Raw genomic sequence first — 12,499 nt, forward strand, 5'->3', positions numbered from 1 at the left:
TGAGCTCGACTACCATCGCGCCCTTTTGCGAATGGCTCGACTATGTCCCTTGCACCGCCCGAACTCCTCGCCCCCGCCGGCACCCTGAAAAACATGCGTTACGCCTTCGCTTATGGCGCCGATGCCGTGTACGCAGGCCAGCCGCGCTACAGCCTGCGGGTGCGCAATAACGAATTCGACCATGACCATCTGGCCGTTGGCATCAAAGAAGCCCAAGCCCTGGGCAAACGTTTTTATGTGGTCGTGAACATTGCACCGCACAACGCCAAATTACGCACGTTCCTCAAGGATCTGGAGCCGGTAATCGCGATGGCGCCGGACGCGCTGATCATGTCAGACCCGGGCCTGATCATGCTGGTGCGCAAACACTTCCCGCAGATGCCGATTCACTTGTCTGTGCAGGCCAACACGGTGAACTGGGCCAGTGTTGAGTTCTGGCACCAACAAGGCTTGAGCCGGATCATTTTGTCGCGTGAACTGTCACTGGAAGAAATCGAAGACATTCGCCAAAAAGTCCCTGATATGGAGCTTGAGATTTTCGTACATGGCGCGCTATGCATGGCCTACTCCGGCCGATGCCTGTTGTCCGGCTACATGAACAAGCGCGACGCGAATCAGGGCAGTTGCACCAATGCGTGCCGCTGGAAATACGAGGCCACACCGGCCACAGAGAACGAACTGGGCAATGTGGTGCAGATTGTAGAACCGCCGGTAGAGCCGACCCTGGGCATTGGTGCGCCAACGGATGAGGTATTCGTGCTGCATGAGGAAAACCGCCCTGATGAGCCGATGGCTGCCTTTGAGGACGAGCATGGTACCTACATCATGAACTCCAAAGACCTACGCGCGGTGCAACACGTCGCACGCCTGACGCAGATGGGTGTTCACTCGCTGAAAATTGAGGGCCGCACCAAGTCGCACTTTTACTGTGCTCGCGCGACACAGGTGTACCGCAAGGCCATCGATGATGCGGTGGCAGGACGTGAGTTTGATCGCAGCCTGATGACCGACCTTGAATCATTGGCACAGCGTGGGTATACCGAAGGTTTCTTGCGCCGCCATGTGCATGACGAATACCAGAATTACCTGCATGGCAGTTCACTTTCACATCGCCAGCAATTTGTCGGAGAGCTGACCGGAGAGCGTCGCAATGGTCTGGCGGAGGTCAAAGTCAAAAACCGCTTCGCCCTGGCTGATCATCTGGAATTGATGACCCCGCGCGGCAATTACCATTTTGATCTCGACCAATTGCACAACAGTGCAGGCTTGCCGATTCAAGTGGCGCCGGGGGATGGTCACACGGTGTACCTGCCCATTCCGGACCAAGTGGATTTGCGCTATGCCCTGCTGATGCGCGACTTGACCGTCACCGAGACCCTCGAACGCCCGGCTTGAATAAACACCTCTGTCGGTGCTGACGCGCTGCGCACTCAATCGCAGCCTGCGGCGGCTCCTACAGAGGAAGGTACGTGATGCCTGTGCGCAAAAGAGTCAGAGGCTCAGTCGCGGAACACTTCATCCAACAAGTTGTGCATCGCGATAAAGGCACGCTTTGCCGTCCTGGCGTCGTACATCATCTTGCCCGGTACGTTGGCGTGGGGATCTGTAAAGGAGTGCACTGCGCCACCGTAACTGGTCAATTGCCAGTCCACCCCCGCCGCTGTCATCTCTGCCTCGAACGCAGGCAGTTGTTCGTTCGGCACCAACGGGTCAGCAGCCCCGTGCAGAACCAGCACAGATCCCTTGATGCTGTTGGCGTCAATCGGGTTGGGCGTGTCCAGAGAACCGTGGAACGAGATCGCCGCTTTCAATGGCGCCCCGCCGCGTGCCAGCTCCAGTGAGCAACAGCCGCCGAAGCAGAAGCCGAACGTCGCCAGTTTGCTGCTGTCGACTTGGGCGAACGAGGTATTGCGCAACGTGTCATACGCCGCCCACATGCGCTTGCGCAGCAAAGCACGGTCATTTTTCAGCGGCATCATCGCCGCGCCCGCTTCGTCTGCATTGGCGGGGCGAATGCCTTGACCATACAAATCGGCAATCAATACGACATAACCCTGCTCGGCCACAGACTTGGCAATCTCTTGGGCCCCATCACTGATGCCCATCCAGTTAGGTGCCATCAGCAGCCCCGGCAACGGATCGACGCGGCTGGAGTCATAGGCAAGAAGGCCTTCGTAGGGTTGGCCATCAATTTGATAGACCACCGGTTGCAGCGTTATTGATTCCATCGAAAACTCCTGAATGCGAAACAAAAAAAAACCCGCCGAAGCGGGTTTTTTATAGACGTCTTACGCTGACAACTCAACTAACAACTTATTTAGACGACGGACATAAGCCGCCGGATCTTTCAAGCTGTCACCGGCTGCCAGTGCCGCCTGGTCGAAGAGGATGTGCGACAGGTCGCCAAAACGCTCTTCGCTCTGCTCCATATCCAGTTTTTCAATCAGCGGGTGTGCCGGGTTGAATTCAAAAATCGGTTTGGAGTCCGGCACTTTTTGGCCACTGGCTTCCAGGATTTGGCGCATTTGCAGGCCAAGGTCCTGCTCGCCGATGGCCAAAATGGCTGGAGAGTCAGTCAGACGGTGCGAGACGCGTACTTCACTGACGCTTTCGCCCAGTGCAGCTTTGATCCGCTCAACCAGACCTTCCTTAGCCTTGGCGACTTCTTCTGCGGCTTTCTTGTCTTCTTCCGAGTCCAGGTTACCCAGATCAAGATCGCCACGGGCCACGTCTACAAACGACTTGCCATCAAAATCGCTGAGGTAGCTCATCAGCCACTCGTCGATACGGTCAGTCAACAGCAGCACTTCGATGCCTTTTTTACGGAAGACTTCCAGGTGCGGGCTGTTTTTAACCTGAGCGTAGGTTTCACCGGTCAGGTAGTAGATCTTGTCCTGGCCTTCTTTGGCACGCTCAAGATACTGCGCCAGGGAAACCGTTTGCTCGCCACCGTCTTCGTGGGTCGAAGCAAAGCGCAGCAGGCTGGCGATTTTTTCTTTGTTGGCGAAATCCTCAGCCGGGCCTTCTTTAAGCACCTGACCGAAGTTTTTCCAGAAACCCTGATATTTTTCCGGCTCGTTCTTCGCCAGCTTCTCCAGCATGTCGAGCACGCGCTTGGTCAGCGCGGACTTCATGGAGTCGATGATCGGGTCTTTTTGCAGAATTTCACGCGACACGTTCAACGACAGGTCGTTGGAGTCAACTACACCTTTGATAAAACGCAGGTACAGCGGCAAGAACGACTCAGCCTGATCCATAACGAATACACGCTGTACGTACAGCTTCAGGCCTTTAGGCGCTTCACGCTGGTACAGGTCGAACGGTGCACGGGCCGGAACGTAGAGCAGCGAGCTGTATTCCAGCTTGCCTTCAACCTTGTTGTGGCTCCACGCCAGCGGGTTCTCGAAGTCGTGTGCGATGTGCTTGTAGAACTCCTGATACTCCTCGTCTTTGACTTCAGTACGAGGACGGGTCCACAAAGCACTGGCGCGGTTGACGGTTTCCCATTCCAGCGCAGGTACTTCTTCGCCTTCAGCCACGGTCTGCTCTTTAGGCAACTCGATCGGCAAGGCAATGTGATCGGAATACTTTTTGATGATATTGCGCAGACGCCAGCCGTCAGCGAACTCTTCTTCGCCCGGTTTTAGGTGCAGAACGATTTTGGTGCCGCGCTCAGGCTTGTCGATATTGGCGACTTCGAACTCGCCTTCGCCTTTGGAGGACCAGTGCACGCCTTCGCTTGCAGGTGTACCTGCACGACGGCTGTAAACATCCACTTTGTCCGCCACGATAAAGGCTGAGTAGAAGCCCACACCGAATTGACCGATCAGGTGCGAGTCTTTCTTCTGATCGCCCGAGAGGTTTTTCATGAAGTCGGCTGTGCCGGATTTCGCAATCGTACCCAAGTGGGCAATCACGTCATCACGGTTCATGCCGATACCGTTGTCCTCAAGGGTGACGGTGTTGGCATCTTTGTCGAAGCTCACACGGATCTTCAGTTCATCGCCGCCTTCCAGCAGTTCTGGCTTGGACAGCGCTTCAAAGCGTAATTTGTCGACCGCGTCGGAGGCGTTCGAGATCAATTCGCGAAGGAAGATTTCCTTGTTGGAGTACAGCGAATGGATCATGAGGTGCAGCAGTTGTTTAACCTCGGTCTGAAAACCCAGGGTTTCTTTTTGAGTGTCCACGCTCATTGTTATAAAGCTCCAATTAGATGGCATGTGCCACGCCCTAGAGGGTTGGCGGCGGGATGTCATAAAAGTTGGGGCTGACGGTGAAAATTCAAGGCCGCACGTCAAAACAACCCACCACTACTTTTTACAGAATGTTGAAGCACTGACTCGACACGCTCTAAACAAGGCATCCGGGGTAGGCGTCAGGTCATTTATTAATCTGCTTGGCTTGGCAGCCGGGGACTGCGTAGAATCCGCGCGCGGCATGCACTTATATATCTGCACGCCCAAGGAACTTAAGCTATTGGCCTGTGCTCAAACGGCCGGTAGATCTACTCAATAAGGAGAAACACCCCATGCGTAAGACTTTCGCTGTTGCTTTGATGTTGGCTGCTTCCCTCGGTCTCGCTGCTTGCGACAAAAAATCCGAAGACAAAGCACAAGACGCTACTCAGCACGCTGAGCAAGCTCAAGAAAAAATGAATGAAGCACAAGACAAAGTGAACGAAGCTGCAAAAGAAAACGCTGAAGCCGCTAAAGATCAGGCTGAGTCGAACAAAGCGGCTGCTGAAGAAGCAGCTCCAGTTGCACCGGCTGCTCCAGAAGCAGCACCTGCTACCAAGTAATTCATTTACCTGGCGGCAAAAGAAAGCCCGCTTCGTGCGGGCTTTACTCTGCCTGCTGTTTGCTCAGAGGGCAGAATCCTTGGCGGATTCAGGCGCAGGCGCTTCAGTCGGGGTATAGAACATCACACTCAGTACGTCGGAATGAAACTCGCGGCGATACAACACCACAACGACCCCTGCACTCATCAACATAAATAACCAGGGGCTGACAAACCAGGCCAGCATGGTCATGCCGAAATAGTAGGCGCGCAGCCCAAAGTTGAACTGGTTAGCGGCCATCGAAATCACTTTGGCGGCGCGTAGCGCAAATGCCTTGCGTTCTTGTTCCGTCACATCGCGCTCACCGATCATCGGTGCCGAGCCGATCAGAATCGCGGCAAAGTTGTATTGGCGCATGCACCAACTAAACGTGAAAAAGGCGTACACGAAGACCAGCGCCAGGCACAGCAACTTGATCTCTGACATACCCTGCGAGGCTTGCTGCACCATCGGAATATCGGCCAGCAGTGACACAGCGCGCTCCGAGGCGCCCAGTACTGTCAAAATACCCGCCAGAATAATCAACGTGCTGGAGGCGAAAAACGATGCGTTACGCTCCAGATTGCCAATCACGCTGGCATCGGCGATACGGTTGTCCCGCAACAGCATGCGGCGCATCCAGTCTTTGCGGTACAGGTGCAACACACTGGCCAGGCAGGCGGTGTCCCGGGCTTTGAAGGTCGCGTAGCGGGTGTAGCCGCCCCAACACACCACAAACCATAAAGCCGCCAGCAGATGGATCAAATTGGACTGAATGAACGACATGGGATATCCCGAAGCGCGTGAGGTGAACGTTATGCACCTGAGTTCGACGCTTTGCCCAGCAAAAAGACACGCCCATAAAAAATGCCCTGTATCTAATTGATACAGGGCATTTTTGTTGATTCAGTGCAAGCTTTTGGCTTGCTGAACACTTAAGCCAACGCTTGTTGAGGCTTACCCAGCATGCGATCGCAAATGAATGCACCGAGCAAGACCACCAGCGACGGCACCAGCCACGCCAGACCTTGTTCGCTGAAAGGCATATTGGCCAGGCGGGTCGGAATCCATTCAGCCAGGCCAGCGCCCTTGAGCGCATCAATCGAGCCGAAGATAAACGACACCAGCATCACCGGGCCCACAATCCGCGCCTGTGCATGCCACAGACCTTTGCAGAAGCTCAACGCAACCAGCACGATGCACGGCGGGTAGATAGCGGTCAGCAACGGAATCGAGAACGCGATTAACTGCGTCAACCCCAGGTTCGACACACCCAGTGAGAACACGGCCAGAATCACCACCAGCGTCTTGTACGAAAGCGGCAGCACGGTGCTGAAGTATTCAGCGCACGCACAGGTCAGGCCGACCGCCGTTACCAGACAGGCCAAGGCAATCAGTACGGCCAGGAAACCGCTGCCCAGCGAGCCAAAGGTATGTTGAACATACGCGTGCAGAACGGCCGCGCCATTGGTTGCACCCGCGGCCACTTCGTGACTGCCAGCACCGAGGCGGAAAAGGCTGACATAAACCAGTGCCAGACCCACACCTGCGATCAGGCCCGCAATGATGGCGTAACGGGTGATCAGCTTGGGTGACTCAACGCCACGGGAACGGATCGCGTTAACAATCACGATGCCGAATACCAAAGCGCCCAAGGTGTCCATGGTCAGATAGCCATTGATGAACCCTTGAGAGAACGGTGCTGCCACGTATTCCGGGGTTGCCACGCCAATGTCACCAGCGGGCAAAGCGAAAGCGGCAATACCGAGAATCGCCAGTGCAATGATTTTCAGGGGCGCCAGAAAACGGCCCACGGTATCAAGCAGACGGCCTGGGTACAGCGACACAAAGAACACGATCAGGAAGTACACCGAGCTGTACAAAAACAACGCCAGCGGGCTTTCACCGGTCAACGGCGCAAGGCCGACTTCAAACGAGACCGTGGCGGTACGTGGCGTGGCGAACAACGGCCCCACCGCCAAATACGCGACAGCGGCCAGCAAACCGCCAGCAATTTTACCAATCGGGCTGCTAAGTGCATCCATGCCACCCCCGACTTTGGCCAGGGCAACAACGGTGATGACCGGCAGGCCTACCGCAGTGAGCAGAAAGCCCAATGCAGCGATCCAGACATTAGGTCCGGCTTGCAGGCCAACGATCGGCGGGAAAATGATGTTGCCAGCCCCAACGAACAGGGCAAATGTCATAAACCCAAGTGCCAAGATGTCCTGGCCTTTCAATACTTTCATTACGGAAATACCACACTACTGAATCGGAATTTAGAGGGGAATTTCCCGTGCGGATGTGGGAAATGCTGTCGAACTGTATAAGTCCAACCCGTCTAGCGCGCGGCTTCCTTGTGGGATGCGTACGCAGATTTGGCTGCCAGATTACCGAGTTTTTTCCTGTAACGCACTGTTGCAGGGCGTTCTGTCCGATGAACGCACGCAGTTGTCGCCTGAATGACATCTAAATTTGGTTCGGTGTGATTTCCATGCCGCGAACTCTTGTTTTCCTATGCAACTATCACCTGGGACTGCCGAGTTTAGGGTATCTGTAAACGCACAAAGGCCACCCGAAGGTGGCCTTTGCCTGGTGTAGCGATCAGTTAAGCGAGAGGCTTACTTGATTGCCCAGCCAGTCAGCTCGGACAGAGCCTTGCCGATGTCTGCCAGCGAACGCACGGTTTTAACGCCTGCGTCTTCCAGGGCAGCAAACTTCTCGTCTGCTGTGCCCTTGCCGCCAGAGATGATTGCGCCCGCATGACCCATGCGCTTGCCCGCAGGGGCAGTCACACCAGCGATGTAGGAAACAACCGGCTTGGTCACGTTTGCCTTGATGTAGGCAGCCGCTTCTTCTTCAGCCGAACCGCCGATCTCACCGATCATGACGATCGCTTCGGTCTTCGGGTCTTCCTGGAACAACTTCAGAATGTCGATGAAGTTGGAACCCGGGATCGGGTCACCACCGATGCCTACGCAAGTCGACTGACCGAAACCGGCGTCAGTAGTTTGCTTAACAGCTTCGTAAGTCAGGGTGCCGGAACGCGACACGATGCCTACTTTGCCTGGCAAGTGAATGTGACCTGGCATGATGCCGATCTTGCATTCGCCTGGCGTGATAACGCCCGGGCAGTTAGGGCCGATCAGGGTAACACCCAGTTCGTCGCACTTAACTTTAGCGTCCAGCATGTCCAGGGTAGGAATGCCTTCGGTGATGCAAACGATCAGCTTGATGCCGCCGAATGCTGCTTCAAGGATGGAATCCTTGCAGAAAGGAGCCGGTACGTAGATAACGCTGGCGGTTGCGCCAGTGGCCGCTACAGCTTCTTTCACGGTGTTGAAAACAGGCAGGTCCAGGTGAGTGGTGCCGCCTTTACCCGGAGTAACGCCACCCACCATCTTGGTGCCGTATTCGATGGCTTGCTGGGTGTGGAAGCTGCCCTGCGAACCAGTGATGCCCTGGCAGATAACTTTGGTGTCTTTATTGATCAGGACGCTCATTACTTGCCCTCCGCAGCTTTAACAACTTGTTGAGCAGCGTCGGTCAAGCTGGTAGCAGCGATGATGTTCAAACCGCTTTCTGCCAGTACTTTAGCGCCCAGATCAGCGTTGTTGCCTTCAAGGCGCACAACTACCGGGATTTTCACGCCGACTTCTTTCACTGCACCGATGATGCCTTCGGCAATCATGTCGCAACGAACGATGCCGCCGAAGATGTTAACCAGTACTGCGGCGACATTGCTGTCGGACAGAATGATTTTGAACGCTTCGGTAACGCGTTCTTTGGTAGCACCGCCGCCAACGTCGAGGAAGTTGGCTGGCTTGCCGCCATGCAGGTTAACGATGTCCATGGTGCCCATGGCCAGACCAGCGCCGTTAACCATGCAGCCGATGTTGCCTTCCAGCGCTACGTAGTTCAGTTCGAACTTGGCAGCGTGCGCTTCGCGCGGATCGTCTTGCGACGGATCGTGGAACGTTTTCAGCTTGGGCTGACGGTACATGGCGTTTGCGTCGATGTTGATTTTTGCATCGAGGCAGTGCAGGTCGCCGTCAGTCTTGATAACCAGCGGGTTCACTTCCAGCAACGCCAGATCGTGATCCTTGAACAGCTTGGCCAGGCCTACGAAGATCTTGGCAAACTGAGCAACTTGCTTGCCTTCCAGACCCAGCTGGAAAGCCAGCTCGCGACCCTGGAATGGCTGAGCGCCAACCAGTGGATCGATAGTGGCTTTCAGAATTTTTTCTGGAGTGTCGTGAGCGATTTTCTCGATGTCCACGCCACCTTCGGTGGACGCCATGAACACGATGCGACGGCTCGAACGGTCAACGACAGCGCCCAGGTACAGCTCTTTAGCGATATCAGTGCACGATTCAACCAGGATCTTGGTGACCGGCTGACCATTGGCATCAGTCTGGTAAGTCACCAGACGCTTGCCCAACCACTGTTGTGCAAACGCTTTAGCGTCTTCTTTGCTGCGAACCAGCTTTACGCCGCCCGCTTTACCGCGACCACCTGCGTGAACCTGAGCTTTTACAACCCATTCGGTCCCGCCGATTTTGTCGCAAGCTTCTGCGGCCGCTTCCGGGGTGTCTACTGCATAACCCTGGGATACTGGCAGGCCGTATTCAGCGAACAGCTGCTTACCCTGATACTCGTGAAGATTCATGCTTTTTACCGTCTTCGTTAGGTACTGCGCATTCGGCGCTGCACTTTTATTAGTGCCGCACCACCTGTGACTGCTGCTTGTGCTGTTTCAACACCCCCAGCACCCGCGAAAGCAGGGCCGGGCCTGTTTGACAAAAGACAAGACTGCGTCCGGCGGAAGTTCCGCGGTGAGGCTTGCAAGCAAGGCTCACGACGGGCAAACCGCCGTGGTTTCTTATTGTCTGGTCTTAACGTTTCTTACGGTTGGCAATGTGGATGGCGCCGCCATTCACTGCCAGCGCTGCTTCGTGCAACGCTTCGGACAGGGTTGGATGGGAGAAAACCATCATGCCCAGATCCTCGGCACTGGTGCCGAATTCCATACCGATTGCGCCCTGCTGTACCAGCTCTGCTGCGCTCGGGCCAATCACGTGGACGCCCAGTACGCGGTCAGTTTTGGCATCAGCAATGACTTTTACAAAGCCACCGGTGTCGTTTGCTGCCATGGCACGGCCACTGGCTGCGAACGGGAAGGTGCCGACGTTAACTTCAACGCCTTCAGCTTTCAAGGCCTGTTCGGTTTTACCGACCCACGCGATCTCCGGGTGAGTGTAAATAACCGATGGAATCAGGTCGTAGTTCATCTCGGTCTTGTGACCTTTGATGCGCTCAACCACCATGATGCCTTCTTCGGACGCTTTGTGAGCCAGCATCATGCCGCGTACCACGTCACCGATGGCGAATACGCCCGGAACGCTGGTGGCGCAATGATCGTCAACAAACACGAAACCGCGCTCATCGATGGTCACACCGCTGTCAGCTGCCAGCAGTTCAGTGGTCACCGGACGGCGACCCACCGCTACGATCAGCTTGTCGAAGGTGATGGTCTGTTCGCCGTTGGCATCGGTGTAGGTCACAACGACTTCGTCGCCGTTAACCTTGGAACCGGTTACGCGAGCGCCCAGCTTGATGTCCAGACCTTGTTTGGTCAGGGTTTTGTAGGCTTCTTTGGACACAGCAGCATCAGCTGCCATCAGGAACGTGTCCAACGCTTCCAGAACAGTCACTTCGGCGCCCAGGCGGGACCATACCGAACCCAGCTCCAGACCGATAACACCTGCGCCGATCACGCCCAGACGCTTAGGCACCGACTGGAATTCCAGTGCGCCAGTCGAATCAACGATGACGTTGTTGTCTACAGGTGCTGGCGGGATGTCGATCGGACGCGAACCCGAGGCCAGAATCACGTTCTCGGCTTCGATGATTTCTACGCTGCCGTCTGGCTTGGTCAGCTCTACACGCTTGCCGGCCAGCAGTTTGCCGTGGCCTTGCAGGGAAGTAACGCCGTTCGCCTTGAACAGGGTGGCAACGCCGGAAGTCAGACCTTTAACGATGTTGGCTTTGCGGCCGACCATCGCTGGCACGTCCATGTTCACTTCACCGGTGGTGATACCGTGAATGGCGAACGCATCTTTAGCTTCGTGATACTTCCAGGAGCTGTCCAGCAGCGCCTTGGATGGAATGCAGCCAACGTTCAGGCAAGTACCGCCCAGCGCCAGTTTGCCTTCCTTGTCGGTGTATTTTTCGATGCATGCAGTCGAAAGGCCCAGTTGCGCGGCCTTGATGGCTGCAACGTAGCCGCCAGGGCCCGCACCAATCACTACAACGTCAAATTTCTGAGACATGTAAAAGAATCCTCTTTTAGCGACACGCTTCAAGCCGACCGCTGCAAGTCAGAACCCGGTCGCGAACGACTGAAGGCTCCAGACTTGCAGCGCAGGGCTGCTTCTATCAGATATCCAGCAGCAGACGCGCTGGATCTTCCAGCAGGTTTTTGATTGCTACCAGGAAACTTACAGCTTCTTTGCCATCGATCAAACGGTGATCGTAAGACAAAGCCAAATACATCATCGGACGGATAACGACCTGACCGTTGATTGCCATTGGGCGCTGAAGAATGTTGTGCATGCCCAAGATCGCAGCCTGTGGCGGGTTGACAATCGGGGTCGACATCATCGAACCGAAAGTACCACCGTTGGTGATCGTGAACGTACCGCCGGTCATTTCATCGATCGACAGTTTGCCGTCACGGGCTTTCTTGCCGTAAGCGGCAATGCCGCCTTCGATTTCAGCCAGGCTCATCAGTTCTGCGTTACGCAGAACCGGAACCACCAGACCACGGTCGCTGGAAACAGCCACACCGATGTCGGCGAAGCCGTGGTAAACGATGTCGGAACCGTCGATCGAAGCGTTAACCGCCGGGAAGCGTTTCAGCGCTTCGGTGGCCGCTTTAACGAAGAACGACATGAAGCCCAGGCGTACGCCGTTGTGGGACTTCTCGAACAGGTCCTTGTACTTCGAACGCAGCGCCATGATTTCGGTCATGTCCACTTCGTTGAAGGTGGTCAGCATCGCCATGTTCGACTGTGCTTCAACCAGACGCTTGGCCACGGTGGCGCGAACGCGGGTCATCGGTACACGTTTTTCAACGCGGTCGCCAGCAGCGAATACCGGAGCAGCAGCGGCAGGCGCGGCGGCCTTGGCAGGTGCAGCAGCAGGCGCGGCCTTTTTGGCAGCAACAGCCGCGACTACGTCTTCCTTAGTCACACGACCGCCTTTGCCAGTACCGGCAACGGAAGCAATGTTGATACCGTTTTCTTCAGCGATCTTGCGCGCAGCCGGAGCAGCAACCGGATCGTCTTCGCCATCAGGGGCAGGTGCAGCAGCCGGTGCAGCGCCAGCGGCTGGAGCGGCTGGTGCGGCAGCAGCGCCGCCTTCAACGATGGAACCCAGCACTTCGTCGGACAGAACAGTGTCGCCTTCGTTCTTGACGATAGCGCCCAGCACGCCATCAGCCGTGGCCAGCACTTCCAGCACAACCTTGTCGGTTTCGATATCAACGATCAGGTCGTCACGCTTTACTGCGTCGCCGGGTTGCTTGTGCCAAGTGGCAACGGTGCCGTCGGCAACCGATTCCGGAAAAGTTGGGGCTTTAATCTCGATAGCCATGTTCGTGGTTCCTTTAATTCGGTTCAG

10 protein-coding genes are annotated in these 12,499 nt (G+C 55.8%); 2 read left to right on the forward strand and 8 right to left on the reverse strand.

Annotated elements, in window-relative coordinates; translation table 11 throughout:
* Nucleotides 1-42: 42 nt before the first annotated feature.
* A complete protein-coding gene (trhP, locus tag GYN01_RS02370; protein ID WP_048398912.1) occupies nucleotides 43-1,395 on the forward strand; it encodes a prephenate-dependent tRNA uridine(34) hydroxylase TrhP in 1,353 nt (450 codons plus the stop codon).
* A 104-nt stretch (nucleotides 1,396-1,499) separates the two neighbouring features.
* Here the strand turns inward: trhP and GYN01_RS02375 are convergent, their stop codons facing one another.
* Together GYN01_RS02375 and htpG are read right to left on the reverse strand one after the other, a co-directional pair.
* Nucleotides 1,500-2,228: a dienelactone hydrolase family protein gene (locus GYN01_RS02375; protein ID WP_048365281.1), complete on the reverse strand. Its 729-nt coding sequence runs from the start codon at nucleotides 2,226-2,228 to the stop codon at nucleotides 1,500-1,502.
* A 60-nt stretch (nucleotides 2,229-2,288) separates the two neighbouring features.
* Complete coding sequence (gene htpG / locus GYN01_RS02380; protein WP_203306541.1) at nucleotides 2,289-4,193, reverse strand: molecular chaperone HtpG; 1,905 nt, start codon at nucleotides 4,191-4,193, stop codon at nucleotides 2,289-2,291.
* A 335-nt stretch (nucleotides 4,194-4,528) separates the two neighbouring features.
* On the opposite strand from htpG, the gene GYN01_RS02385 reads away from it, so the two are divergent.
* Complete coding sequence (locus tag GYN01_RS02385) at nucleotides 4,529-4,798, forward strand: hypothetical protein (RefSeq protein ID WP_048365279.1); 270 nt, start codon at nucleotides 4,529-4,531, stop codon at nucleotides 4,796-4,798.
* A 63-nt stretch (nucleotides 4,799-4,861) separates the two neighbouring features.
* Here GYN01_RS02385 and GYN01_RS02390 read toward each other — a convergent pair whose 3' ends face one another.
* The 6 genes from GYN01_RS02390 to odhB form a co-directional block, all read right to left on the reverse strand.
* Nucleotides 4,862-5,602 carry a DUF599 domain-containing protein gene (locus GYN01_RS02390; RefSeq protein WP_048365278.1) on the reverse strand — a complete coding sequence of 247 codons (741 nt, stop codon included), beginning with the start codon at nucleotides 5,600-5,602 and terminating at the stop codon, nucleotides 4,862-4,864.
* Between the two features lie 149 nt (nucleotides 5,603-5,751).
* On the reverse strand, nucleotides 5,752-7,065 hold the full coding sequence (gene brnQ, locus GYN01_RS02395) for a branched-chain amino acid transport system II carrier protein (protein WP_048365277.1): 1,314 nt from the start codon (nucleotides 7,063-7,065) through the stop codon (nucleotides 5,752-5,754).
* Nucleotides 7,066-7,437: 372 nt separating this feature from the next.
* Nucleotides 7,438-8,319 carry a succinate--CoA ligase subunit alpha gene (gene sucD, locus GYN01_RS02400; RefSeq protein ID WP_016780174.1) on the reverse strand — a complete coding sequence of 294 codons (882 nt, stop codon included), beginning with the start codon at nucleotides 8,317-8,319 and terminating at the stop codon, nucleotides 7,438-7,440.
* Complete coding sequence (sucC, locus tag GYN01_RS02405; RefSeq protein ID WP_048365276.1) at nucleotides 8,319-9,485, reverse strand: ADP-forming succinate--CoA ligase subunit beta; 1,167 nt, start codon at nucleotides 9,483-9,485, stop codon at nucleotides 8,319-8,321. The genes sucD and sucC overlap by 1 nt, the downstream gene beginning before the upstream one ends.
* Before the next feature lie 226 nt (nucleotides 9,486-9,711).
* Nucleotides 9,712-11,148, reverse strand: a complete 1,437-nt coding sequence (lpdA, locus tag GYN01_RS02410) for a dihydrolipoyl dehydrogenase (protein ID WP_048365275.1) — start codon at nucleotides 11,146-11,148, stop codon at nucleotides 9,712-9,714.
* A 106-nt stretch (nucleotides 11,149-11,254) separates the two neighbouring features.
* Nucleotides 11,255-12,472: a 2-oxoglutarate dehydrogenase complex dihydrolipoyllysine-residue succinyltransferase gene (gene odhB / locus GYN01_RS02415; protein WP_203306542.1), complete on the reverse strand. Its 1,218-nt coding sequence runs from the start codon at nucleotides 12,470-12,472 to the stop codon at nucleotides 11,255-11,257.
* Between the last annotated feature and the right edge of the window lie 27 nt (nucleotides 12,473-12,499).

The organism is Pseudomonas weihenstephanensis (assembly GCF_016812185.1).
GTDB lineage: Bacteria > Pseudomonadota > Gammaproteobacteria > Pseudomonadales > Pseudomonadaceae > Aquipseudomonas > Aquipseudomonas weihenstephanensis.

Bases quoted from the DNA above. Each gene is read 5' to 3' on its own strand.
- trhP (WP_048398912.1), top strand. From the start codon at position 43: ATGTCCCTTGCACCGCCCGAACTCCTCGCCCCCGCCGGCACCCTGAAA.
- GYN01_RS02375 (WP_048365281.1), bottom strand. From the start codon at position 2,228: ATGGAATCAATAACGCTGCAACCGGTGGTCTATCAAATTGATGGCCAA.
- htpG (WP_203306541.1), bottom strand. From the start codon at position 4,193: ATGAGCGTGGACACTCAAAAAGAAACCCTGGGTTTTCAGACCGAGGTT.
- GYN01_RS02385 (WP_048365279.1), top strand. From the start codon at position 4,529: ATGCGTAAGACTTTCGCTGTTGCTTTGATGTTGGCTGCTTCCCTCGGT.
- GYN01_RS02390 (WP_048365278.1), bottom strand. From the start codon at position 5,602: ATGTCGTTCATTCAGTCCAATTTGATCCATCTGCTGGCGGCTTTATGG.
- brnQ (WP_048365277.1), bottom strand. From the start codon at position 7,065: ATGAAAGTATTGAAAGGCCAGGACATCTTGGCACTTGGGTTTATGACA.
- sucD (WP_016780174.1), bottom strand. From the start codon at position 8,319: ATGAGCGTCCTGATCAATAAAGACACCAAAGTTATCTGCCAGGGCATC.
- sucC (WP_048365276.1), bottom strand. From the start codon at position 9,485: ATGAATCTTCACGAGTATCAGGGTAAGCAGCTGTTCGCTGAATACGGC.
- lpdA (WP_048365275.1), bottom strand. From the start codon at position 11,148: ATGTCTCAGAAATTTGACGTTGTAGTGATTGGTGCGGGCCCTGGCGGC.
- odhB (WP_203306542.1), bottom strand. From the start codon at position 12,472: ATGGCTATCGAGATTAAAGCCCCAACTTTTCCGGAATCGGTTGCCGAC.